General features: G+C 70.4%; 21 protein-coding genes. 8 read left to right on the top strand and 13 right to left on the bottom strand.

Features of this window, described 5'->3' with window-relative positions:
• Positions 1-404 precede the first annotated feature (404 nt).
• A complete protein-coding gene (locus ACI2LP_RS04985; protein WP_404723160.1) occupies positions 405-2,201 on the top strand; it encodes an RICIN domain-containing protein in 1,797 nt (598 codons plus the stop codon).
• A 139-nt stretch (positions 2,202-2,340) separates the two neighbouring features.
• On the opposite strand, the gene ACI2LP_RS04980 is transcribed toward ACI2LP_RS04985, so the two are convergent.
• Complete coding sequence (locus tag ACI2LP_RS04980; protein WP_404723159.1) at positions 2,341-3,132, bottom strand: VOC family protein; 792 nt, start codon at positions 3,130-3,132, stop codon at positions 2,341-2,343.
• A gap of 130 nt (positions 3,133-3,262) precedes the next feature.
• Between ACI2LP_RS04980 and ACI2LP_RS04975 the strand changes: the two genes are divergently transcribed.
• Positions 3,263-4,510 (top strand): MFS transporter, encoded by a 1,248-nt coding sequence (locus ACI2LP_RS04975; RefSeq protein ID WP_404723158.1) that lies wholly within the window; start codon positions 3,263-3,265, stop codon positions 4,508-4,510.
• A gap of 72 nt (positions 4,511-4,582) precedes the next feature.
• On the opposite strand, the gene ACI2LP_RS04970 is transcribed toward ACI2LP_RS04975, so the two are convergent.
• Entirely contained in the window at positions 4,583-5,203 is a 621-nt protein-coding gene (locus ACI2LP_RS04970) for a hypothetical protein (protein ID WP_404723157.1), read from the bottom strand.
• A 70-nt stretch (positions 5,204-5,273) separates the two neighbouring features.
• On the opposite strand from ACI2LP_RS04970, the gene ACI2LP_RS04965 reads away from it, so the two are divergent.
• Entirely contained in the window at positions 5,274-5,714 is a 441-nt protein-coding gene (locus tag ACI2LP_RS04965) for an Lrp/AsnC family transcriptional regulator (protein WP_404723735.1), read from the top strand.
• A gap of 26 nt (positions 5,715-5,740) precedes the next feature.
• On the opposite strand, the gene ACI2LP_RS04960 is transcribed toward ACI2LP_RS04965, so the two are convergent.
• Both ACI2LP_RS04960 and ACI2LP_RS04955 read right to left on the bottom strand, forming a co-directional pair.
• Entirely contained in the window at positions 5,741-6,787 is a 1,047-nt protein-coding gene (locus ACI2LP_RS04960) for a rod shape-determining protein (RefSeq protein ID WP_404723156.1), read from the bottom strand.
• 138 nt (positions 6,788-6,925) lie between these two features.
• Positions 6,926-7,486, bottom strand: a complete 561-nt coding sequence (locus ACI2LP_RS04955) for a hypothetical protein (protein ID WP_404723155.1) — start codon at positions 7,484-7,486, stop codon at positions 6,926-6,928.
• Between the two features lie 142 nt (positions 7,487-7,628).
• Between ACI2LP_RS04955 and ACI2LP_RS04950 the strand changes: the two genes are divergently transcribed.
• Positions 7,629-8,336, top strand: a complete 708-nt coding sequence (locus ACI2LP_RS04950; RefSeq protein WP_404723154.1) for a hypothetical protein — start codon at positions 7,629-7,631, stop codon at positions 8,334-8,336.
• Between the two features lie 51 nt (positions 8,337-8,387).
• Here the strand turns inward: ACI2LP_RS04950 and ACI2LP_RS04945 are convergent, their stop codons facing one another.
• A complete protein-coding gene (locus ACI2LP_RS04945) occupies positions 8,388-8,822 on the bottom strand; it encodes a MarR family winged helix-turn-helix transcriptional regulator (protein ID WP_404723153.1) in 435 nt (144 codons plus the stop codon).
• 89 nt (positions 8,823-8,911) lie between these two features.
• Between ACI2LP_RS04945 and ACI2LP_RS04940 the strand changes: the two genes are divergently transcribed.
• Together ACI2LP_RS04940 and ACI2LP_RS04935 are read left to right on the top strand one after the other, a co-directional pair.
• Positions 8,912-9,931 carry an NADP-dependent oxidoreductase gene (locus ACI2LP_RS04940; RefSeq protein WP_404723152.1) on the top strand — a complete coding sequence of 340 codons (1,020 nt, stop codon included), beginning with the start codon at positions 8,912-8,914 and terminating at the stop codon, positions 9,929-9,931.
• Between the two features lie 64 nt (positions 9,932-9,995).
• On the top strand, positions 9,996-10,418 hold the full coding sequence (locus ACI2LP_RS04935; protein WP_404723151.1) for an organic hydroperoxide resistance protein: 423 nt from the start codon (positions 9,996-9,998) through the stop codon (positions 10,416-10,418).
• A 112-nt stretch (positions 10,419-10,530) separates the two neighbouring features.
• On the opposite strand, the gene ACI2LP_RS04930 is transcribed toward ACI2LP_RS04935, so the two are convergent.
• A complete protein-coding gene (locus ACI2LP_RS04930) occupies positions 10,531-13,071 on the bottom strand; it encodes a M14 family zinc carboxypeptidase (RefSeq protein WP_404723150.1) in 2,541 nt (846 codons plus the stop codon).
• A 172-nt stretch (positions 13,072-13,243) separates the two neighbouring features.
• Here ACI2LP_RS04930 and ACI2LP_RS04925 point away from each other — a divergent pair, with 172 nt between their 5' ends.
• A complete protein-coding gene (locus ACI2LP_RS04925) occupies positions 13,244-14,029 on the top strand; it encodes an EI24 domain-containing protein (RefSeq protein WP_404723149.1) in 786 nt (261 codons plus the stop codon).
• A 67-nt stretch (positions 14,030-14,096) separates the two neighbouring features.
• On the opposite strand, the gene ACI2LP_RS04920 is transcribed toward ACI2LP_RS04925, so the two are convergent.
• From ACI2LP_RS04920 to ACI2LP_RS04910, 3 genes are all read right to left on the bottom strand, one after another.
• Positions 14,097-15,572, bottom strand: coding sequence for a hydrolase (locus tag ACI2LP_RS04920; protein ID WP_404723148.1), 1,476 nt, complete (start codon positions 15,570-15,572; stop codon positions 14,097-14,099).
• Positions 15,573-15,775: 203 nt separating this feature from the next.
• The gene (locus ACI2LP_RS04915; protein ID WP_404723147.1) at positions 15,776-17,035 is read right to left on the bottom strand and encodes a pyroglutamyl peptidase; all 1,260 of its coding nucleotides are present in this window, start codon (positions 17,033-17,035) and stop codon (positions 15,776-15,778) included.
• Positions 17,036-17,185: 150 nt separating this feature from the next.
• A complete protein-coding gene (locus ACI2LP_RS04910) occupies positions 17,186-18,103 on the bottom strand; it encodes an SGNH/GDSL hydrolase family protein (RefSeq protein WP_404723146.1) in 918 nt (305 codons plus the stop codon).
• A gap of 260 nt (positions 18,104-18,363) precedes the next feature.
• Here ACI2LP_RS04910 and ACI2LP_RS04905 point away from each other — a divergent pair, with 260 nt between their 5' ends.
• Positions 18,364-18,858, top strand: coding sequence for a DUF3145 domain-containing protein (locus ACI2LP_RS04905; RefSeq protein WP_360884715.1), 495 nt, complete (start codon positions 18,364-18,366; stop codon positions 18,856-18,858).
• A 90-nt stretch (positions 18,859-18,948) separates the two neighbouring features.
• On the opposite strand, the gene fabF is transcribed toward ACI2LP_RS04905, so the two are convergent.
• From fabF to ACI2LP_RS04885, 4 genes are all read right to left on the bottom strand, one after another.
• Positions 18,949-20,211: a beta-ketoacyl-ACP synthase II gene (gene fabF / locus ACI2LP_RS04900; protein WP_404723145.1), complete on the bottom strand. Its 1,263-nt coding sequence runs from the start codon at positions 20,209-20,211 to the stop codon at positions 18,949-18,951.
• A 78-nt stretch (positions 20,212-20,289) separates the two neighbouring features.
• Positions 20,290-20,538, bottom strand: coding sequence for an acyl carrier protein (locus tag ACI2LP_RS04895; protein WP_023542032.1), 249 nt, complete (start codon positions 20,536-20,538; stop codon positions 20,290-20,292).
• A 55-nt stretch (positions 20,539-20,593) separates the two neighbouring features.
• Entirely contained in the window at positions 20,594-21,595 is a 1,002-nt protein-coding gene (locus tag ACI2LP_RS04890; RefSeq protein ID WP_360884723.1) for a ketoacyl-ACP synthase III, read from the bottom strand.
• A gap of 16 nt (positions 21,596-21,611) precedes the next feature.
• Entirely contained in the window at positions 21,612-22,523 is a 912-nt protein-coding gene (locus ACI2LP_RS04885) for an ACP S-malonyltransferase (protein WP_404723144.1), read from the bottom strand.
• Between the last annotated feature and the right edge of the window lie 8 nt (positions 22,524-22,531).

Genomic DNA, 22,531 nt, shown 5'->3' with positions numbered 1-22,531 from the left:
GGCTGTGAGTTGTGTAAGGGTGAGCTTCCTCCCGTCCGAACAAGGTGATTTTTGTTCACTCGTTCGAAAAGGCTGCGGTACAGACCAAGCGACCACGCACGCACCCTTTCAAGCGACAGAAATCCTCGGTCCCGCTAACCCGGGCCGGGGACCGGAACCCCCGCTCAACCCCCCACCGCAATGCCCTGGATGGATAGACGTCTATGCAGAATCCCCGTACTCCGGGACCCGTCCCTCCTCGTGCCGGTCTCAGCTCCCAGGACTCCGACGAAGGTCTCGCTGCGACACTGCGGACCAGCGAGGGGAAGGATGACGCCCGTCCCGTAGCAGTGCTGCTGGCGAGGCACTGGCAACCGGCGTTCGACTACGCTTCGATCTGCACTCCTTCGGCCAAGGCTGCCTCCATGCTCGCCACGGCCGCCTGCGGCAAGCTGCTGGAAAATCTGCGGCAGGCCCGCACGACGGCTGCTCTTCGGCCGCTGCTTCTGGTGACTGCCCGTCAAATCGGCAAGGTGTGGGCGGCGGACGAGCGCATCACCGCGCTATCCGAACTCCAGAATCCGGACACCGGACGTTCAGTTCCGGTCGACATGTTCACCATCCCGGAGAATCGTGCACTCGTCGCTCGGGCTTTCCAGGCATTGCCGGGGCCAGCCCAATGTCTGCTCTGGCACGCCGAGGTCGAGGCCGAGGGCATATCCGTACCGGCGGGTTTGCTGGCCATCGATCCCCGTAGCGCGGCGTCCCAGCTCGAACAGGCGCGTGACATCTTCCGCGCGGGCTGCCTGCGGGTCCATCTGGAAACCGCGCCGGACCAGGATTGCCGCCACTACAGCCGTCTCCTCGACGTATCCCTGCGCCGCGGCGGCACCCTGATACCCGACATCCAGACGCATCTGGCGAAGTGCAAGCACTGCCGCTTCGCCGCCGAACAGCTCAACCACGTCGACGGCCGGCTGGCCCTGCTGCTCGCCGAGGGCGTGCTCGGCCGGGCCGCCCAGCCCTACCTCGACTCGCGGCCCGCCCGCAACAACGCGCGCTTCCAGGCCCGGGCGGCCGGTGTGCGCAACGCGGTGCGCGGCGCCGGGCGGCACTCGCGGGGCGGCCGCCCGCGCGCGCTGCCCCGTATCAACTTCCCGGGCCGCCCCTTTCAGAGCCGCGGCCCCTCGCTGCCCCAGCGCGGGCGCGGGGCCGTCATCACCGGCCTCGGGATCATGACGGGTCTGCTCGTTGTCGCGACCGTCGTCATCGCGCTCTGGCCCGACGACGGCAGCCACGCCGGGCCGGTCGCCCCGAGCGGCTCCGTCACCGCGATGCCCGGGCCCGGATCCCGGCCGTCCAGCCCCGTTCCTGAGCCGTCGACCACGACCGCCGGGCTTCCGACGGGCCCGCTGAGCACCCGGCTGCGCAATGTCGACACCGGTCTGTGCCTCGATGTCAGGGACCGCAGGGCGCGACTCGGCGCGGAGGTTGCGATGGCGGACTGCTCGACCTCCGTCACGCAGGAGTGGGTGTACGAGAACGACGGGCTGCTGCGCAGCGCGGCCGCGGTCGACCTGTGCCTCAACTCCCATGCGCTGGACGGCGTGACGGTCCTCGGCCCGTGCACGGACTCGTCGGCGGTCAATGCGTCGGACGTGCGCTACGACCTGACCATCCAGGGCGATGTGATCCCGCGCTGGAACGACGATCTCGCCGTCGTCCCCGCCTCGGCGGACATCGGGTCGAGCGTGGTCGTCAAGGTCCGGGACGGGTCGATGGCGCAGCGATGGGCCACCGACAACGTTGCCTCGGTCTTCCCCAAGATCAGGCCGAGCGCGGACTCGGGCAGACCGGCGACCAAGGAGGTCAACGCCTTGCCGACGTCCGCGGTGGCCTCGCGGCCGCCCGGGGAGTCGGGTGGGACGCCACCATCACGCGACGACGGTCCGTACGGCCAGGATCCGTACGGCGATGATCGGGACGGGGACGATCCGTACGGCGATGATCCGTACGGGCAGGACCGGCGGCCCGACACGCGACGCGTCGGCGACGACCGGGCCGGGGCGGACGACGGGTCCGCCGAAAGCGACGGCCCGCCAGAGGAGCCCGCGCTCCGGCTGCGCCCCGCTGACGTGGCGGATCGGCTCCCGGCCGGGCGGGACCTGCCGAGCCCGGCGGTGCTCCGCCGCGCGGAGGAGACAGATCGTGCCGACGGATGACGAGAGCGGTGGCCCGGACCGGGCACGGTGGTGAGGCGGTACCGGGGGAATGCACGAGGTGAGGCCGCGCCACCCGTGGACGCGGCCTCGCCTCGTGCGTCCAGCGTGCTCTTCCGGACGCACTCGCCGGGCGAACCGTTCAGGTGAACTGGGGCATGTCGCCGACCGTCGTCTGCAGATCGATCACGGAGAACGCGGCACCCTGCTGGTCCGAGACCGCGGCGATGCGGCCGAAGGGGCTGTCCATCGGGCCGAAGTGCAGCTTCCCGCCGAGCCTGTTGACCGTGGCGACGGCGTTGTCGCAGTCCTGCACGGCGAAGTAGACATTGACGTACGGCGGCACCTCCGGCGGGAAGTCGGAGGTCATCTTGAGCCGGCCCGCGACCGGCTGGCCGCCGATGTTCCACACCGCGAAGTCGACCTGGTCGCCGCTCATCTTCTGGACCTCGAAAGGGAAGACGGCGGGGAAGAAGTCGTCCGCCTTGTCGGCGTCCCGCGTGGTGACTTCGGCCCAGGCGTACGAGCCGGGCTCGCCGGTCTTCTCGAAGCCCTCGTGGCTGCCGGGCTGCCAGGCGCTGAAGTAGGTGCCGCTGGGGTCCCGGGCGGTGAGCATGGTGCCGAACTCGCCGACCTGCATCGGCTCCATGGAGAGCGTTCCGCCGTTCTTCCGTATCTTCGCGGCGGTGGAGTCGGCGTCGGGGGTGGCGAAGTAGAGGTTCCAGGCGGGCGGGATGCTCTCCATACCGGGCATCTGCGGTGAGACGGCGGCCGCGGCCTTGCCGTCCGAGTACGCCTGTGTGTAATAGCCGAATTCTTCCGAGGCCTCGCCGAACGTCCAGCCGAGCAGCTCACCGTAGAAGCGCTTGGCGCTTTCCAGGTCGGGGAACATGGCGTCGGTCCAGCAGGGCGTGCCTTCGAGGTGAACGGCCATGGGGCGAACCTCCTGGTTGGGGGTGCTTCCCTTTCACGCTATTCGGGTGAATGCGGGGGCGCGCGGCGAGCCGGGTGCGGTGCGGGGGATGTAAGGGGCAGCCTCGGAAGGCGTTCATATACTGCGGCGCATGCCGACAGACACCGCCCGCCCCCGGATACTCGCCGATCTCACGCCTCTGCGTACCTCCGCCGACTACCGGCGGCTCTGGTTCGGCAGCACCATTTCCTGGGTCGGGCAGGGGATGACCGCCCTCGCCATTTCGCTCCAGGTGTACGACATCACCCGCTCCACCTTCGCCGTGGGGCTCGTCGGGCTCTGCTCGCTCGTCCCGCTCGTCGCCTTCGGGCTCTACGGCGGGGCCATCGCCGACACCGTCGACCGGCGCACGCTCGGGCTCGTCAGTTCGAGCGGGTCCGCCGTGCTGTCCGCCGCCCTCGCGGCAGGGGCGTTCATCGGATTCGGGCACGTCTGGTTCCTGTACGCCGTCGTCGCGCTGCAAGCCGTCTGCGCCGCCGTCAACTCCCCGGCGCGCAGCGCCATGATCCCGCGGCTGCTGCCGCCCGAGCAACTGCCCGCCGCCAATGCGCTCAGCTCCATGACCATGACCTCGGGGACGCTGCTCGGGCCGATGCTCGGCGGGCTGATCGTCGGGTTCGCGGGGTACCAGACCGCGTATTTCATCGACGCCGTGGCCTTCTCCGCGTCGCTGTACGCGATGTGGCGGCTGCCCTCCATGCGCCCCGAACGTGCGGCCGGGGCGAAGAAGGCGTCCGTACTGGACGGGCTTCGCTTCCTCGCCACCCGGCCCAATCTGCGGATGACCTTCTTCTCGGACTTCTGCGCCATGATCCTGGCCCATCCGCGCGCGCTCTTCCCGGCCGTCGCCGTCCTCTGGTACGGAGGCGACGCCCGCACCACCGGACTGCTGGTCGCCGCCCCGGCCCTGGGCGCGCTGCTCGGCGGGGTGTTCTCCGGCTGGCAGGGGCGGATCCGCAGGCACGGTCTTGCGGTACTGCTCGCCGTCGGCGCCTGGGGGACCGCGATCGCCGTCTTCGGGCTCACCCGCAACCTCTGGCTCGGGCTGTTCTTCCTCGCCCTCGCCGGCTGTGCGGACACCGTCTCGATGGTCTTCCGGAACACGATGATGCAGACCGCCGCCCCGGACGAGATGCGCGGCCGTCTCCAGGGCGTCTTCATCGTCGTTGTCGCGGGCGGCCCGCGCCTGGGCGACTTCCTGGCCGGCAGCGTCGCCGATCTGACCTCGCCGACGGTGACAGTGACGGGCGGCGGCCTCGCCTGTGTGCTCGCGATCTCCCTGCTGGCCCTGCGCTGGCGCGACTTCGCGCGCTACGACGCCCGCAAGCCAACGCCATAGCCGACGCCGCAACTTATGCCGAAACTGACGCTTCAGCTTCGGCGCTCGCGCCGGCCGCTGATCGGCAGTGCTTCAGGGAAGAGGGAGCGCGACCTTGACCGCGTACACCGCCACCAGGCCGTAGCCGAGCCGGAAGGTCCAGGCGCGGGCGGCGTCCGAGATGCGTGCGCCCGCGAAACCACTGGCCGCGACGAGCAGTTGCTGCCACACGAGTGAGGCCAGGAAGACCCCGCCGACGAATACGGCCCCGGCCTCGCCGCTCACCAGCGCCGCGCCCTGAGCGGTGGTCAGGGCGGCGAAGTACAGCGCGGTAGTGGGGTTGATGAGCGTGAGCGCGGCGAACCGGGTGAACGTGCGCACCGGTCCGGCGCCGTCGCCCCCGCCCGCGGCGACGGGCCCCGGATGCCGCGAGGCCACCAGCCCGCGCACCGCGATCACCGCCAGCACGGTGGCCGACACCAGCCGGACCCAGGCCTCGACGCCGGAGAGCGCGGAGGCGACGAGGGGGCCGAGCGCGGTCGCCACGGCGGCGTACGCGCAGTCGACGACGGCGACCGCGGCCGCGGCGGCCACCGCACCGCGGCGGTCGCGCATGCCCTCCTGGACGAGCAGCACACCCACTGCTCCCACGGGCATCGCCACCCCCAGGCCCGCTGCCGCACCCGCCATCGCCGTCGTCCACATCTCACTCATGGCGCACACTGTCGGGCCGCGGCCGCTGCTCGCGCGGTCGACTTCCGGCTCGTACTGCGACAATCGCGGTATGGACAACCTCGACAGTGAAATCCTCGGTGTGCTGCGCCAGGATGCGCGGATCTCGTACCGCGATCTCGGCGTCCGGGTCGGCCTCAGCGCCAACGCCGCCGCCGACCGGGTGCGCCGGATGCTCCGCGAGGGAGTCATCCACGGCTTCACCACCCTTGTCGATCCCACGGCCGACACCCGCGCGGGTCTCGTCGTCTTCATCGACATCACGCTTCGGCTCGACACGACGAACGAGGAGTTCGAGCGGGTCGTGCTCAAGCTGCCCGGCATCACCGAGGTCGTCCATGTGACGGGCGCGCACGACTATCTCGTACGGGCCAGAGCCGCCGACCCCGCCGAACTGGACGCTCTGCTGCGCACCCTCAAACGCGAGGCCGGCGTCGCCCAGTCATCGACCCGGATCGCCCTGCGGGCCGCTACCGGGGCGCCCGCGATCTGAGCGTGCCGCAGTGTGCCGGGGTCCTGTCAGCAGCTGCTTTCGACGAGCGGATCGAGGACCGTCGACTGGATCTTGCCCTCCAGCATCGAGCCGAGGCCGAGCACGGCGCAGATGTCGGGCCGTTCGGCGATGTTCACCGGCATTCCGGTCGCATCCCGCAGCATCTGGTCCAGGCCCGGCAGCAGCGCGCTCCCGCCGACCATCATGATCCCGCGGTCGGCGAGATCGGCGACCAGGTCCGGCGGGCAGTCCCGCAGCACCTTGCCGATGCCGTCGAGCACGGAGGTGAGCGGGGTGTGGATCGCGTTCCGTACGGCGGCGGTGTCGACACGCACCGAGCGGGCGAGGCCGGTGGCCACGTCCCGGCCGTGGATCTCGGTGGAGGCCGGTCCGTGGGTGGTGAGGCCGTTGCCGTGCAGCGCCAGCTGGAGGGGGCGTACGGACTGGCTGGGCAGCATCAGTTCGTGCTGGTGGCGCAGGTGCTGGATCACCGCATGGTCGATGGCGTTGCCGCCCACCGGGATCCGCTCGGCGGTGACGATCGCGCCGAGCGAGAGCACGGCGACCTGCGTGGTCGCCGCGCCGCACACCATGATCATGGTCGCGGTGGGCTGCTCGACGGGCAGTCCGCAGCCGACGGCCGCGGCGATCAGGGTGTCGACCAGTTCGACCCGGCGGGCGCCGAGGCCGACGAGGGTCTCGACGGCGGCGCGCTCGGCGAGCGGGTCGCTGTCGTGCGGGGTGCAGGCGGCGGCGCGCAGCCGCGGCTTGCGGCGCAGCTGGCGGCGGAGCTTTTCGCCGAGGAGGTGACGGAGCATCCGCTGGGCCATGTCGATGTCGACGATGGTGCCGCCGGAGATGGGGCGGGCCACGCGGATGTAGTCGGGCGTACGGCCCGTCATCTTCTCGGCGAGCTCTCCGACCGCGATCAGCGCGCCGGTGCGGGTGTTGACGGCGGCGACGCTCGGCTCGTCGACGACAAGCCCGGCCCCCTTCACGAAGACCCTGGTCCTCGCTGCTCCCAGGTCGACGGCGACATGGCAACGGCGCAACTGCTCAAGGCTGACGGTCACGGCAGATCCTCCCGAGTGCGGTACTTGTTCGCATCGTGCGATCGCCTCGGGAGGTGCGCGCGCTGGGTGAGCCGGTCGGGGGTACGGAGCTGACGCACCGCCAGATCTGTTCAGCCGTTCGGGGGGATCCCCGCCGGCTCAGTCCAGCCGCCTCTGCAGAAGGCCCCAGCAGAACTCCGCCACGCACCGCTCACCGCCCGGCAGCGTGATCTCCAGCTGCCATCGCGTCGGCGCCGAGCCCTCCATCGGCCTCGCCGGCGGGAACGCCCTCGCCACCTCGTCCACGGTGCAGGACCACGGCACCAGATCATCGGCCGTACGCAGCTCCGGCCCCGCCGCCCCCGGGGCGCGGACCAGCCACTCGTTCCACACCGCCCCTCCGTCCGCGGCCAGCACCTCGAAGCGCAGATCCGGCCAGAGCGGCACTGGCCACAGCAGTGCGTCGCACGCCAGATCGCCGATCGTCCGCCGTACGACCCGTTCCGGCTCGCCGAGCACCGAACGGTAACGGGCGAGCGCACCTCGGCTCCTGGGTGCCCGGACCATCGCCTGCCAGCGGCGGTTGGCCTCGCGCATGTGCGCCACCGAGACCCCGAGTTCCCCGCGGGCGTCCTCGACGAGATCCGGTTGATGGTCGGCCATCCGGCGCAGCAGCACCAGCTGGAAATCGAGGGGCCCGAACGGCGCGGCTGCGGTCATGCGCGACATTCTGCCCGGCGGTGTGGTTCGAACGCGCCGTCAACCGTACGAAGCTGACTCGCCGCGACAGTGAAGGTTCCGCACAACATTCTCACAATCTCATCCACCTCTCGTACTCCCCGCCGCATAGCCTGCGGACGCCATGGATTACTGCCACCAGTGTCGACGGCACCTCAACGGCGCGCTGGCCTGTGCAGGCTGCGGCACCCCCGTCGAGGAGCTGCGGCATCTCAGCCCCAGTGCGCCCGCGGCGGACCACGTCTACGAACTCGACGAGGTGTCCGAGCCCGTGGGCCATCGGCGTTCCCGCCGTCAGCCCCCGTCGCGCCGCAAGCCGCCGGCCGGACGCCGGGGCCGTAAGCGGCGTGGCCGCAAGGTGCTGTTCGGCACGGTCGGCCTGGTGCTCGCGGCGGGCGCGCTGAGCCTGGCCGAGCTGGCCCTGGAGAATCCGGGCGACGAGGGCGCGGCCACCGCCGTGAAAGAGGACCCGAGCGTCGAGACGGAGCCCGCTCCGGAGCCGACGGACGACGATGTGACTCCTCCGGGTCCCGACGAGGTGACCGAACCGGCCGTCACGTCGTCCAGCCCTGCGCGCGCCACAAGCACCGGGTCCGGCAAGGGCCCGGGCGGCAGCGGTTCCGGGAAGCCGAGGGCCGGCGGACCGGCCGGTGGCGGTCCGTCCGCCAGCCCCTCCGTGGGCGGGCCCTCGGGCAGCGCGGAACCGTCGGGCACCGGGCGGCCGAGCGCGACGGGCACGGCGGACCCTTCGCAGCAACCCCCGCAGTCGGGGCCGACCCCCACCCCCACCCCCACAGAGACCTGCAATCAGTTCCTCTTCTGGTGTATCTGAACCGGTGGTGCATCCAGCAGGTGGTGCATCCGACGGGCAGAAAGGGCGAGGCTACGACGTCCGCTCGCCCAGCATCCGTCTGAGCAGATCCCGCAGCACCGTCCGCTCCTCCTCGGAGAGTTCCGCCAGCGGCTCGCGCGCGAAGTCCAGCGATTCCCGCAGTTTGCGTGCGGTCTCGGCTCCCTCCTCCGTCGGCGCGGCGAGCTTCACCCTGCGGTCGTTCGGATCGGGCCGCCGCTCCACCAGGCCGTGCGCCTCCAGCCGGTCCACGATGCCGGTGATGTTCGACGGCTCGCACTTCAGCTGCTGCGCGACCCGGCGCATGGGCATCGGCTCCAGAGTCAGCAGTCCGAGCACCCGGGCCTGCGCCCCGGTCAGTGAGTGCTTGGCCGCCGCCTGCTCGTACTCCGTGTGGTAGCGGGCCACGACGGTGCCGATCAGTTCGACGACTTCGGCGGTCAGTGGATCTGTTCGTGGTGTGGCCATGGGCACCAGGATACCCGGATACTTGACAACATGAAATATCCAGGAGCATGGTTGTTTCAGTTGGTGAAGCTTTTCTAGGAGGAACGAGCATGTCCGCACTTCCCGCATCCGGCCGTGAATGGCACCTCGTCGCCCGTCCGCACGGCTGGCCCACGGCGGAGGACTTCGCTCTGCGTGAGGCGCCGGTGTCCGAGCCGGCCGAGGGCCGCATCCTCGTACGCAATCTGTACTTCTCGGTCGACCCCTACATGCGCGGCCGGATGAACGACGTGAAGTCGTACGTCCCGCCGTTCCAGCTCGACCGGCCCATGGACGGCGGCGCGGTCGGCGAGATCATCGCGTCCAACGCCGAGGGCTTCGCCGTCGGCGACCACGTCCTGCACGGCCTCGGCTGGCGCGAGTACGCCGATGTGCCCGCCAAGCACGCCACCAAGGTCGACGCCTCCCTCGCCCCGCTCTCCGCCTACCTCGGTGTGCTGGGCATGACCGGCCTCACCGCCTACGCCGGCCTCTTCGACGTCGCCTCCTTCAAGGAGGGCGACGCGGTCTTCGTCTCCGGCGCGGCCGGCGCGGTGGGCAGCCAGGTCGGCCAGATGGCGAAGCTCAAGGGTGCGTCCCGCGTCATCGGCTCGGCGGGCTCGGACGAGAAGGTCAAGCTCCTCGTCGAGGAGTACGGCTTCGACGCGGCCTTCAACTACAAGAACGGCCCGGTCGGGGAGCAGCTGAAGGAAGCCGCCCCGGACGGCATCGACGTCTACTTCGACAACGTCGGCGGGGACCACCTCGAGGCCGCGATCTCCTCGCTCAACGTGCACGGCCGCGCCACCATCTGCGGCATGATCGCCCAGTACAACAACACCGAGCCCACCCCGGGACCGCGCAACCTCGCCATGGTCATCGGCAAGCGGCTGCGCCTGCAGGGCGTGCTCGTGGGCGACCACGCCGCCCTCCAGCCGCAGTTCGTCCAGGATGTCGCGGGCTGGATCGCCTCCGGTGAGCTCAAGTACAACGAGACCGTCGTCGAGGGCATCGAGAACGGCTACGAGGCCTTCGCCGGTCTGCTGCGCGGCGAGAACACCGGGAAGATGATCGTTTCGCTCACCCAGTAGTCTCGTCCCCAGCCACCGCGGTCGTGGGCGCGAGCCGCGGTGAACCACAGAAGGAAATCTCTTCATGTCCATCCAGCAGTCCGACGTCCTGTACACCGCCGTGGCCACCGCGCAGAACGGCCGGGACGGCCGCGTCGCCACCCATGACGGTCAGCTCGATGTCGTCGTCAATCCGCCGAAGGAGTTGGGCGGTTCCGGTGCGGGCACCAACCCGGAGCAGCTCTTCGCCGCCGGTTTCAGCGCCTGCTTCCAGGGTGCGCTGGGTGTCGTCGCCCGCCAGGAGAAGGCCGACATATCCGGCTCGACGGTCACTGCCGAGGTCGGCATCGGCAAGAACGACGACGGCTTCGGGATCATCGTCAAGATCTCCGCGGACATCCCGAACGTGGACGCCGCCACCGCCAAGGACCTGATCGAGAAGGCCCACCAGGTCTGCCCGTACTCCAAGGCGACCCGCGGCAACATCACGGTCGACCTCGCGGTCTGACCGGCACGGCCCAGGAGTCCGACCGGCACTGCGTACGAGAGGGCCGCACCCCGTCCGGGGTGCGGCCCTCAGTGCGTGATCAGCGCGGACTCAGTGCGCCGGCAGAGCGACCTCAGTGCGCCAGCAGCGCCCGGCCGACCTGTGCGAACACGCCCTTCGGATGGTCGCGGAACAGCGGCTCGGTGCCGAACAGCACCACCGGCGCGCCCTTCGCCGTCCTGCCGCTGACGATCGACGCACGGCCCGCCGCGTCCTTCGGGCCGCCCGTTCCGTCGTCCAGCGCCCGCCAGTGGCCCGCGACCAGCGGGTTGCCGGTGCCGTACGACTGGTCGGCGCGCACACCCGGGCCGAGGTCGGTGAACCACAGCGGCGAGTACACAAAGGTGTGCGCCGGGGCGCCGCCGGTGATCGCACCGCCGGCGTTGGCCACGCGCACCACACCGTTGGCGTCGCCGTTGCCGACGACCGCCTTGACCGCGAGCAGCCCGGCAGCCGTGTTGAACGAGGCGCCGTCCGAGCCGAGCCCGACCACGCCGACACCGCTGCCGAGGAAGGCCTTGCGGGCGGCGGCCGTCAGCTTTCCGTACTCAAGACCGGCCGACACATACAGCACATCCGCCGTCGACCAGTCGAAGCCCGCGTTGAGGGCCTCCGTCGACACCGGCAGCACCTCGAAGCCCATCTCACGCAGCGCGAACTGCTCGCCCGCCGTCACCGCCGCGGCGACCCGGGTCCGCTTCAGCGGCGCGACGCCGCGCTCCTTCGTGGCCGTGAACCGGACCCCGAAACGGTCCGCGAGCACGGCGGCCCGCTCCCGCGCCGACGCCGGCACGATCGCGGACCCGTCCGCCGCCCGGCGCACCGAAACCCCCTGCGCGAGCAGGGAGTTGACGGCGGCGAGCTCCTTCGGGTCGTCGAGCCGCAGCCGCAGATCTCCGAACGGGGCGACCTGGCCGGTGGGCGACGCGGCATGCACCGGACGGCTCACCACATGGAGCTCGCCCGTGGCGGCCTTCTCCACCGTCGCGCCCCACAGCAGGCCCAGGCTCCAGCCCGAGATGTCGTACATCGTGGCGACGTCCGCGCTGATGTCCCGGCCGTCGGCCAGGATCACATTGGCGATGCCGCGCTTGGACTGGTGCATGTCGACGACGTACGACCCCGCCGGATAGCTTCGGCCCGAGAGCCTGAAGGGCAGCACGGCCTGTTCGACCCGCACATCGTTGACGACCAGATGGTCCACCAGACGGGCCGCCGCGGTCGCCGACCTCTGCCCGCGCCCGGCCGGGATGACATACGCGCGCGGGAAGGTCGTGGTGTACACGTCCTCGGGACCGATGCCCGGCACCCCCGGCACGGTCTTCTCGGACACCGGCCGCTGCGCCTCGCCCGCCGCGCCCCGCCGGAAGGTCTCGATCTGGTCGGCGATCACCGACGTGCGGTGCGTGCGCGTGTAGTCGAGCGTCGCGCGCATCGCCGCGCCCGCGACGGCCGTGTTGATCGCGGCCCGGCGGCGCAGCTCGGCGACCGGCAGGGAGTCGTACTCCTCGTTGTTGACCGCCATCGGGAACTCGATGGTGTGCGCGGCCACCGCGCCCTGGAACGGCATGTACTGCGGGGTGAAGACGGGCGGCCAGTCGTCCCAGCCCTCCTTCTGGTCCCGGAAGGGGATGACGGCGGGCTCGACGCCGTCCTTCGCCGGGGTGTACCCCAGCCCGTTGACGGCCTTCTCCATGCCCAGGGCATTGGCGTAGGCGTTCTTCAGGAAGAGGTCGTACTCGTAGTTCTCGCCGTGCGGCGGAGTCGTCGGCTCGATCAGCGTGCCGTTGACGTAGCCGTGCAGATCGAGCATGACGGCGGGCTGCTTGTCGATGGCGATCTGCCGGATGGCACGCGCCTCGGGCTGGGAGCCGGTGATGAAGTCACGGTTCAGGTCGAAGCCGTTGGCATTGACGCGCGTTCCGGCGATACGGCCGTCCGGGTTCGCTGTCACATTGAGATGGATGCGGTTCTTCGACAGCAGCTCGGCCGTCGTGCGGTCCTTCGCCTTCGCCAGCTGCTCGATGAGCCCCAGGGCGGCGTCCGTGCCCTCCCACTCATTGCCGTGGATGTTGTTGTTGATGAACACCGGCGTCTTGTACGAGGACGTGATGCGCCGGTCCTTGGCGGCGGCGGCCGGAACGTTCTCGATCCGCTCCCGCATCCGCTCCTGCTCACGCGCCTGGCGCGCGCTCTCGGGCGCGGTGACGGTGACGAGATACAGCTCGTGCCCGCCGGCGGAGTGCCCGGCGACCTCGACGCTGACCCGGTCGCCGAGCTTCTGCAGGGCGTTCAGCCGAGGGGCGAGCGAGTGGTACGGCGCGAGGCCCAGCTTGATCGACTTGTCGGCCGGGTTCACGGGCGGCGCATCGAGGACGGTGCGGCGCGGATAGCCGCCGCTCTTGGTGAGCTGGGGCGTCGCGCCGCGCAGAGCATCGGCCGTGGCCGAGAGCGGAGCCCGGGCAGCCGTGGTGTCGCGCCCGCCGCCTTCGCGTACGGGATGCGGCCCGTCGCGACCGGGCGCGCCGGGGACGGCGGTCGCCGGTCCCGGCGCGAGCAGCAGCGCACCGGCGAGCGCGGCGGTGACGGCCAGGACGGGTCTGGGGATACCCATGCGTACGTGCCTCCGGAGTGTCGTAGTCGATCAGCACAACGATCAGTACGCAGGGGTCTACCGGTTCAACTCCCGAACAACAAGGGGGGCTTGAGCGTGCCACCCGGTTCGGCGAGCCGCCGCCACCGGCCTCCTGGCTGCGGATCGGGCCGCCCCCGATAGGGTGGTCCGTATGCGTGATCTCGGGGTGGGCTTCGGCTATTTGGTGAAGGGCCAGCGGTGGGTGGCCCGGCACGGCCGGTGGTTCGGCTTCGGGCTGCTGCCGGGGCTGGTGACCCTGGTGCTGTACGTCGCCGCGCTCCTCTCCCTCGCCTACGGTGCCGATGACCTGACCGCCTGGGCCACACCGTTCGCCGACGACTGGTCCTCGCCCTGGCAGGGGCTGGTCCGCGGCACTCTGACCGCGCTGGTCTTCGCCTTCGGGCTGTTCCTCGCAGTGATCACCTTCACGGCGGTGACCCTGCTGGTGGGCCAGCCCTTCTACGAGTCACTGTCCGAGCAGGTCGACCGCAGCGAGGGCGGCGAGGTTCCCGAGTCGGGGCTGCCGCTCTGGCGGGAGCTGTGGATCTCCGCACGGGACTCCCTGCGGGTCGTGCTGCGCGTGGTGCTGTACGGAGTGCTGCTCTTCGCGCTCGGCTTCATCCCGGTCGTCGGCCAGACCGTCGTCCCGGCGCTCGGCTTCTGCGTCTCGGGCTTCTTCCTCGCCGAAGAGCTCACCGCGGTCGCCCTTCAGCGGCGCGGTGTCGAGCTCAGGGAGCGTCTGGGGCTGCTGCGGGGCCGCAGAATGCTCACGCTCGGCTTCGGCGTCCCGCTCACCTTCGCCTTCCTGGTGCCGTTCGTCGCGGTCTTCCTGATGCCGGGTGCGGTGGCGGGGGCGACGCTGATGGTACGGGACCTGGTGGCGCCGCCCGAGAGCGACGACGACCACCCGGCCCCGTACAGCTTGACCAAGGACTGACCAATACCCGCCACCGCCAGGCCTGGTCCCGAGGCGTCCCTCAGGGTGAGGCAGACCGTGGCCGGGCTCAGCTCACATTGAGCGCGGTGTCGTCGATGACGAACGACGTCTGGAGTTGCGAGCCCTCCGTGCCCGTGAACTTGAGCGTGATGGTCTGTCCGGCGTACGCGCCGAGACTGAAGCTGCGCTGGGTGTAGCCGCTCGCCGCATTGAGGTTGGAGTACGTGGCGAGCGTGGACAGGACCGTGCCGCCGCTGTTCAGGACCTGGACCTTGAGGGTGTCGTAGGCCGTGCTCGTAGTGGTCTCGGCCGTGTCGATGTGCAGATGGAAGCTGAGCGTGGCGGCGGCGCAGCCGGAGGGGATGGTCACCGACTGGGACAGGGTGTCGGTGTGGGCGGAGCCGTAGCCGCTGAGCCAGGCCTTGTAGGAGCCGGTACGGGCGGCCTCACCGGTGTCGTTGGTGATGACGCCGCTGCTGGCCGTCCATGAGGTGCTGCCGGATTCGAAGCCGGGGTTGGCGATCAGCTGGGCGGCGGTGCAGGTGCCGCCTCCGCCGCCTCCGCCCGTGCCGCCGGAGAGCCATTCGGTGGCGTTGAGGGCGAGGGCCGCGTTGGTGCCCGCGGTGTCGTTCCAGCCGTTGTAGAGGGTGTTGCCGGACTGGCCGGTGCCGTCGTCGATGGGTGAGCTGTCGCCCCAGACCGCGACCCGGCCGCTGCCGAAGGTGCTGGTGGCGAAGAAGGCGCCGGTGTTGCCGGAGTAGCCCGTGTGGTAGACCAGGCCCTTGACGGCGGGGTTGTCGGCCGGCTTGAGGGTGACGGTCGTACCGCTGCGGATGATGCTGCCGGTGACCTTGCCGAAGGAGCCGTTCAGGACCGGGTTGGTGGTGTCGTTGACGGCGCGCGGGTTGTCCGTGCCGACGCTGAGCGTGTCCACGGAGAAGCCGAACGGATCGGTGCTGTCGACGCTGTTGTTGCTCATCAGGTCGTTGATGACCTCGACCGCGTCGTAGCCGTCGTTGTTCCGGTCGGCGCCGGTGTGGTCGGAGACCAGGAAGAGCCCGCCGCCGTTCTGCACGAACTTCATGACGGCGGTCTTCTCGGCGGCGCTGAGCAGGACGTTCGGCTCGGGCAGCACGAAGGTGTCGAAGTTCTGCAGATCGAGCGCTGCGGTGGTGCCGTAGGTGATGGTGTTGCCCGAAGGCTGCGTCTTGAGCTGGTAGTTGCCGGTCTTCTGGAGTGCGACCCCCCAGGCGGACAGGGCACCGGTCCAGTCGGTCTCGGCGTTGGGTGTCGAGTCCTGCGCGAGCGGGTCGGGCTGACCGGTACCGATGATCCAGTCGGCGTTGCCGGCGGTCTCGGCCTTGGTGTTGTCGAAGAGAACGCGGTGGGGAGTGGCGGCGGTCGCGGCGGGCGCGTCGGCGGCGGGGGCCGCGGAGGCGGTGGTGCCGGTCTGGACGGCGGTCCCGGCGATCAGGGCGCCGAACACGGCGATGGCGGTGCTGAGCGCACGTCTGTGTCTTCTGGGCTCTCTGGATCCGAGCATCCGGCATACCTCCATGAAGGGTGGGGGAGAGGCGGTGCGGGCGCCGATTCTGCGCGCGTAGAACTTCGCCCGTCGTACGACCGGGCAACGCGCGTTTGAACGGTACATGGCAGGCTGGAGCCGGGCAATGGTCGGACGAGGCGGTGGCGCGCCGGGGGTCGTCGCACCTCAACGGAAGGTGGGACGACCCCCGTTCAGGGCCGTCAGGCCGTCGAATCCGCCGCCACCCGGATGATCTCCCGCACCTGCGCGATGATGTCAAGGCGGTTCTGGACGAACTCCGGGTCCGTGATCTCCGTCGTGTTCCCCGCGCCGAACTGCAGTACCGGCGTGTGCACATGGCCCCCGGGAATCGTCAGCCCCAGCCGGTCCCTCAGCAGCGTCGCCCGGTACGCGATCTCGTTCGAGAGGTAGTTGCCTCCGCCACCGGCGCGCGCCGTCGAACCTGCCGTCGGGCCGTCGGGACGGACCACCGGGTCCCTTCCGCCCGCCGGGATCTCGGTCACCGTCGTGTTGTCGTACACCGGGAAGCGCCCCGTGCTCGCTGCCACAATCGCCTGGTACGGAAGCGTCGTCGTCGTCCACTGCGGCTGCGACGCCGGGTCGCTGACCGGCACCGTCTCCGTACGCGAGACGTTCTCGTTGTCGCCGAACCCGCCCCGCCACGCACCATTCGTGCGCTCGATGTCGATCCGGCCCACCCGCCCCTGGCTCACCGTCGTGAACAGATCCGCCTTCGGCAGCGGCGAACGCAGGGTCTGCTCGACCGTGCCGTCCGCGAAGTCCTGCCAGCGCACGGGGAAGACCGCCGTCTCGATCCTCGCCGGTCCGTCCGCCGTACGGATCCATGTGCCGTCCAGTGCCAGTGCCGTCGCCCCGGACGGATTGCTGATACGGATGTCACGGTCCAGCGTGAAGGGGTCGAAGCCCGTCATCACAATGCGCTTGATGCCCTTCCCTGCCGGAAGGTTCATCGAGTCCTGGCCGCGCGAGGAACGCTCGAGCCGGTCGAGCAGCCGCGCACGCTCCGTTCCCGTCAGTCCGAACTCGGGCTGCCAGGCATGCAGTTCACGGGTCATGCCGAGCCGCGCCCAGTACAGCGGCCGGTCGTCGTCCCGGCTCAGATCGCCCCGCGCGGGCCCCCGGCCCTGGGCCCGGTCGACGGCCCGGTCCCACAGCCGCGAGCCATGGCGTACGACGGCCCGCTCGGCCTGCCGGTACGACGAAGCCCCCTGAAGCGCCTCCGCGAACCGTGGCGCCACGGTGTCGAATCCACTGCGCCGCAGGATCTCCTGGGGCACGGCCTGGTCGAGCCGCGCCTCCTCGACGGTGACCGCGGGAGCCGACGCCGACGCCGACCCCGACGGCGGCGCCGGATCCGCGGCGGCGAGTGGCGGTGCCGCGAAGGCAAGGGTGACGAGGGCGACGCCAACTACGTCCAGGCGGGCGCGTATCCGGGACACGGGAATCCTTCCGTCGGGTGGCGGAAGTATCACCTTCGGACAACGGCCGTGGCTACCGTGCCACTTGAGACACACCGGCCCCAGCAGCCGTGGAGGACCGTCAGGTGCTCGTACCGCTCACCCTGGGGGCGCGATCACCCTCCTGCTGGGTCATGCACGCGGGGCGGTCGCCGCCGTGATGTTGCGGTAGGCGATCTCCGCCAGCCGGCCCTGGCCGTTCTTGCTCGGGTGGAACCAGTCCCAGCGGCTCAACTGGTCGCCGCTGAACCGGAAGTCGAAGACCGCACCGCCGTCGTACCGGCAGCGCATGTCCTTCCCGCAGACGTCCTTCAGCACCTCGTTGTACGCCACCACCCGCTCATGCACCCGGGTCCGCCGCAGCTCGGCCTTCGGGCTCTCGTCGTCCGCGTTGCCCAGCATCGACGCGCAGATGCCCAGCTTCCAGATCTGCCTGCCCAGCGGATTGCCGCGCCCGGTCGACCAGAGCTGTTTGAGATCCGGCACGCTCGACACGTACACCTGGGCCTTCGGCGCCGTACGCCGTAACTCCTTCAGCGCGCCCTCGAAGGACCGGCGGAAGGAGTCGACCGGCGTCATCCGCTCCTCCGAGTCCGCGCAGGCGTCATTCGCGCCGACCATCACGGTCACCAATTCGGGCTTCTTCGCCGCGGCCTGCGTCATCTGCTCGGCCAGATCGGCGACATCCGCGCCGGAGCGCGCGTAGTTCCAGCTGCGCTCGGCCACCGCGGGCGCGCCGATCAGCCGCAGCGCCAGGCTGCGCACCGTCGTGTCCGTGCCGGTCGCCCAGGACACCTCCGGGCAGTCCGAGAGGACGACACACGCGTCGAACCCGCGGGTGATGGAGTCGCCGACCGCGGCGATCGAGTCCGGGCTGCGGTTCCAGAGGGGGGTGGGCTTGGGGGAGGGCCGCCGCGTGGCGGGGGCGCCGTTCCCTCTCGCGTCCGACGAGGAGTCACATCCCGCGAGCGTGCCGGTCAACAGGAGGAGTGCCGCCGTCAGGGCTGCCGCCGCACCGCGCGAGCGGCGCGTCCGACTTGTCTCCCGCATCCCCAGTTCCCCTCCGTATCACCGGTCCGTGACGTCCTGCCGAGTGAAAGCTTGGTGCGTACGGGCCCCGGGACCGACATTACGTCACCCGTCGGGCGCCTGCTCACGGTAGCTTTTCCCCGTCGACCCAGCGGCACCGTGCCCATCGGCTCCGGTAAATTACATCACGTCACATGCTGTCCCTTTTGTGGAGTTTCACTCCCGATGCTGTTTACTGAGGCCGCTGGGAAGACGATCCTCGTCCCACACTGGAGGTCCCGGTGACGACACGTGGCGTTCTGTACGTTCACTCCGCACCGCGCGCGCTGTGCCCGCACGTCGAATGGGCGGTCGCGGGCGTGCTCGGCGTGCGGGTCCAGCTGGACTGGATCCGCCAGCCGGCGTCGCCCGGCACGTGGAGAGCCGAATTCTCCTGGCGGGGCGAGGTGGGCACGGCCTCCAAGCTCGCATCTGCCCTGCGGGGGTGGCAGATGCTGCGCTTCGAGGTGACCGCGGAGCCCTGCCCCACGGCGGAGGGCGAGCGGTACAGCGCCACGCCCGAGCTCGGCATCTTCCACGCGGTCACCGGGATCCACGGCGACATCCTGGTCCCCGAGGACCGGCTGCGGGCCGCGCTGGCGCGCTCGGCGCAGGGGGAGACGGAGCTGGAGGCGGAGATCGCGAAACTGCTGGGCAAGCCGTGGGACGACGAACTGGAGCCGTTCCGGTACGCGGGCGAAGGCGCGCCGGTCCGCTGGCTCCACCAGGTGGTCTGACATCGCCCCCCGGCCCGCCGCGGGCCGGCCGTGCTGGACGAAAAAAGGCCCGCCCCCTCGAAAGGGAGCGGGCCTCACGCGTAGGCGGACTCAGACCGTCCGGAACGCCAGCACTACATTGTGGCCGCCGAAGCCGAACGAGTTGTTGATCGCCGCGATCGTGCCCTGAGGCAGCTTGCGGGGCTCGCCGCGCACGATGTCCGCGTCGACCTCCTCGTCGAGGTCCTCGACGTTGATGGTCGGCGGCGCCGTGCGGTGGTACAGCGCGAGCACCGTCGCGACCGTCTCGATACCGCCCGCGCCACCCAGCAGATGGCCCGTCATCGACTTCGTGGCGGAGACCGCGACATGGTCGAGCTCGTCGCCCAGGACCTTGCGCAGGGCCTTGATCTCGGCGACGTCACCCTGCGGCGTGGACGTCGCATGCGCGTTCAGGTGTACGACCTCGGTCGCCTTGAGGTCCGTCGAGTCCAGCAGGTTCTGCAGCGCGGTCGCGATACCCCGACCCGTCGGCTCGGGCTGCGCGATGTGGTGGCTGTCCGCGGACAGGCCCTGGCCCAGCACCTCGCAGTAGACCTTCGCGCCGCGCCGCGCGGCATGTTCGGCCGACTCGAGGACGACGACGCCCGCGCCCTCGCCGAGGACAAAGCCGTCACGGCCCTTGTCGTACGGCCGAGAAGCCTTCTCGGGCTCGTCGTTGTTCTTGGACATCGCCATCATGTTGGCGAAGGCCGCGATCGGCAGCGGGTGGATGGCCGCCTCCGTGCCACCGGCGACGACCACATCGGCACGGCCGGTGCGGATCATCTCGACGGCGTAACCGATCGCCTCGGCGCCGGACGCACACGCGGAGACCGGAGTGTGCACGCCCGCCTGGGCGTTCACCTCCAGGCCGACGTTGGCGGAGGGGCCGTTCGGCATGAGCATGGGCACGGTGTGCGGGGAGACGCGGCGTACGCCCTTCTCCTTGAGCACGTCGTACTGGTCGAGCAGCGTCGTCACGCCGCCGATGCCGGAGGCGATGACCGTGCCGAGGCGGCCGGGCTGGATCTTGTCGTCCTCGCCGGCGGGCGCGGTGTAACCGGCGTCGGCCCACGCCTCGCGCGCCGCGATCAGCGCGAACTGCGCCGAGCGGTCGAGCTTGCGGGCCAGCGGGCGCGGCAGCACCTCGCCCGGGTCGACCGCCGCGGGCGCGGCGATCCGGACCGGGAGGTCGGCGAACCGCTCGCCCTCCAGGGGCCTGACCCCGGAGCGTCCGGCGAGCAGACCCTCCCAGGTCGATGCGCTGTCGCCACCCAACGGTGTGGTTGCGCCGATACCGGTGACGACCACGGTGCGATTGGTCGAGCTCACAGGAATTCTTTCTCCACGTGTAGAGGGTGCTGAATGTTCACGACGCCACCGTCAGGTGGCGACAAGCGCGTCTCAGGCTCAGGCCTGGTGCTTCGCGATGTAGTCCGCGGCGTCGCCGACGGTCTTCAGGTTCTTGACGTCGTCGTCCGGGATCTTGACGTCGAAGCGCTCTTCGGCGGCGACGACGACCTCGACCATGGACAGCGAGTCGACGTCCAGGTCGTCGGTGAAGGACTTGTCCAGCTGGACGTCCTCGACCGGGATGCCGGCGATCTCGTTGACGATCTCCGCGAGACCGGAAACGATCTCTTCCTGAGTGGCGGCCATGTGGCGCTCCTTCGGTGTTGTTTCAGAGGGTGTGGCGTCCGGAAGATCCGGTTGCCTAGGGGAGGGTAACTACCGTGGCTGCGTAGACGAGACCCGCCCCGAAGCCGATGACGAGCGCGGTGTCGCCGCTCTTGGCCTGACCGGTCGCCAGAAGCCGCTCCATCGCGAGCGGGATCGAGGCGGCCGACGTGTTGCCGGTGGTTTCCACGTCACGGGCGACCGTGACGTGCTCCGGCAGCTTCAGAGTCTTCACCATCGAGTCGATGATTCGCATATTGGCCTGGTGCGGAATGAAGACGTCCAGGTCGTCCGCGGTGATTCCGGCCGCGTCAAGCGCCTGCTGGGCGACCTTCGCCATCTCGAACACGGCCCAGCGGAAGACCGCCTGGCCCTCCTGAGTGATCGCCGGGAACTTCTCGACGGTGCCGTTGCGGTATTCGTCCCACGGCACGGTCTGCTTGATGGTGTCGGACTTGTCGCCCTCCGAACCCCACACGGTCGGGCCGATCTTCGGCTCCTTGGCGGGGCCGACGACGACCGCACCCGCGCCGTCGCCGAACAGGAAGGCCGTCGCACGGTCCTCCAGGTCGGTCAGGTCACTCAGCCGCTCGACGCCGATGACGAGCACGTACTCCGCCGAGCCCTCGACGACCATGCCCTTGGCGAGAGTCAGGCCGTAGCCGAAGCCCGCGCAGCCCGCGGAGATGTCGAACGCGGCCGGCTTGATCGCGCCGATCTTGTCCGCGATCTCGGTGGCGACGGCCGGGGTCTGCTTGAAGTGCGAGACGGTGGAGACGATCACCGCGCCGATCTGCTGCGGGGTGATCCCCGCGTCGGCGATCGCCTTGCCGGACGCCTCGACGGACATCGCGCACACGGTCTCCTCGGGGGAGGCCCAGTGGCGCGTGGCAATGCCCGAGCGGGAGCGGATCCACTCGTCGGAGGAGTCGATCGTCTCGAGGATCACCTCGTTGGGCACGACCCGGGTCGGGCGGTAGCCGCCGACACCCATGATCCGTGCGTACGGAGCACCCTGGCTGGGTTTGATCTTCGACATGCTCTACGGCTCCTTGTCAGGCAGAGTGCTCGGCGACGAGCGTGCGGGCCGCGTCGAGGTCGTCAGGGGTCTTCAGCGCGAGCGTCTGCACGCCGGGCAGTACGCGCTTGGCGAGGCCCGTCAGCGTGCCGCCGGGGCAGACCTCGATCAGGGCGGTGACGCCCTGCGCCTTGAAGGTCTCCATGCACAGGTCCCAGCGGACCGGGTTGGCGACCTGGCCGACCAGCCGGGCAATGACCTCGTCGCCGGTGGCGACGGTCTGCCCGTCCTTGTTCGAGACGTACGGGACGGCGGGGTCGGCGGGCGTGAGCTTCGCCGCGGCCTCCTGGAGCGTCGCGACCGCGGGCGCCATGTGGTGAGTGTGGAACGCTCCGGCCACCTTCAGCGCGATGACGCGGGCCTTCTCCGGCTTGTTCTCGGCGAGCGCGGCGAGCTGCTCGGCGGTGCCCGCGGCGACGATCTGGCCGGCGCCGTTGACGTTCGCCGGGGTCAGACCGAGGCCCTCGAGATGGGCGACGACGTTCTCGGGGTCGCCGCCGAGGACGGCCGACATGCCGGTCTCGGTGACCGCGGCGGCCTCGGCCATCGCCAGGCCCCGGGTGCGTACGAGACCGAGCGCGGCGGCGTCGTCGATGACACCGGCGAACGCGGCCGCGGTGATTTCGCCGACGCTGTGACCGGCGACGGCACCGGGCGTGATGTCACCCAGCTCGGCGGCCGACAGCAGGCCGGCGGCGACGAGGAGCGGCTGCGCCACGGCCGTGTCGCGGATCTCGTCCGCGTCGGCCTTCGTGCCGTAGTGGGCAAGGTCGAGCCCGATGGCGTCGGACCAGGCCGCAATGCGGTCGGCAGCGCCGGGCAGGTCGAGCCAGGGAGTCAAGAAGCCGGGCGTCTGAGCGCCTTGGCCGGGAGCGACGAGTACGAGCACCCTCACAC

It is taken from the genome of Streptomyces sp. NPDC019890, assembly GCF_044903445.1.
Taxonomy (GTDB): Bacteria; Actinomycetota; Actinomycetes; order Streptomycetales; family Streptomycetaceae; genus Streptomyces.
Note: the sequence above shows the minus strand (reverse complement) of the source record. Positions and strands in the feature narration are given on the sequence as shown.

What these genes read in the sequence shown, in the direction of transcription:
- ACI2LP_RS04985 (WP_404723160.1), top strand. Translation starts at nt 405, where the DNA reads ATGCTCGCCACGGCCGCCTGCGGCAAGCTGCTGGAAAATCTGCGGCAG.
- ACI2LP_RS04980 (WP_404723159.1), bottom strand. Translation starts at nt 3,132, where the DNA reads ATGGCCGTTCACCTCGAAGGCACGCCCTGCTGGACCGACGCCATGTTC.
- ACI2LP_RS04975 (WP_404723158.1), top strand. Translation starts at nt 3,263, where the DNA reads ATGCCGACAGACACCGCCCGCCCCCGGATACTCGCCGATCTCACGCCT.
- ACI2LP_RS04970 (WP_404723157.1), bottom strand. Translation starts at nt 5,203, where the DNA reads ATGAGTGAGATGTGGACGACGGCGATGGCGGGTGCGGCAGCGGGCCTG.
- ACI2LP_RS04965 (WP_404723735.1), top strand. Translation starts at nt 5,274, where the DNA reads ATGGACAACCTCGACAGTGAAATCCTCGGTGTGCTGCGCCAGGATGCG.
- ACI2LP_RS04955 (WP_404723155.1), bottom strand. Translation starts at nt 7,486, where the DNA reads ATGACCGCAGCCGCGCCGTTCGGGCCCCTCGATTTCCAGCTGGTGCTG.
- ACI2LP_RS04950 (WP_404723154.1), top strand. Translation starts at nt 7,629, where the DNA reads ATGGATTACTGCCACCAGTGTCGACGGCACCTCAACGGCGCGCTGGCC.
- ACI2LP_RS04945 (WP_404723153.1), bottom strand. Translation starts at nt 8,822, where the DNA reads ATGGCCACACCACGAACAGATCCACTGACCGCCGAAGTCGTCGAACTG.
- ACI2LP_RS04940 (WP_404723152.1), top strand. Translation starts at nt 8,912, where the DNA reads ATGTCCGCACTTCCCGCATCCGGCCGTGAATGGCACCTCGTCGCCCGT.
- ACI2LP_RS04935 (WP_404723151.1), top strand. Translation starts at nt 9,996, where the DNA reads ATGTCCATCCAGCAGTCCGACGTCCTGTACACCGCCGTGGCCACCGCG.
- ACI2LP_RS04930 (WP_404723150.1), bottom strand. Translation starts at nt 13,071, where the DNA reads ATGGGTATCCCCAGACCCGTCCTGGCCGTCACCGCCGCGCTCGCCGGT.
- ACI2LP_RS04925 (WP_404723149.1), top strand. Translation starts at nt 13,244, where the DNA reads ATGCGTGATCTCGGGGTGGGCTTCGGCTATTTGGTGAAGGGCCAGCGG.
- ACI2LP_RS04920 (WP_404723148.1), bottom strand. Translation starts at nt 15,572, where the DNA reads ATGCTCGGATCCAGAGAGCCCAGAAGACACAGACGTGCGCTCAGCACC.
- ACI2LP_RS04910 (WP_404723146.1), bottom strand. Translation starts at nt 18,103, where the DNA reads ATGCGGGAGACAAGTCGGACGCGCCGCTCGCGCGGTGCGGCGGCAGCC.
- ACI2LP_RS04895 (WP_023542032.1), bottom strand. Translation starts at nt 20,538, where the DNA reads ATGGCCGCCACTCAGGAAGAGATCGTTTCCGGTCTCGCGGAGATCGTC.
- ACI2LP_RS04890 (WP_360884723.1), bottom strand. Translation starts at nt 21,595, where the DNA reads ATGTCGAAGATCAAACCCAGCCAGGGTGCTCCGTACGCACGGATCATG.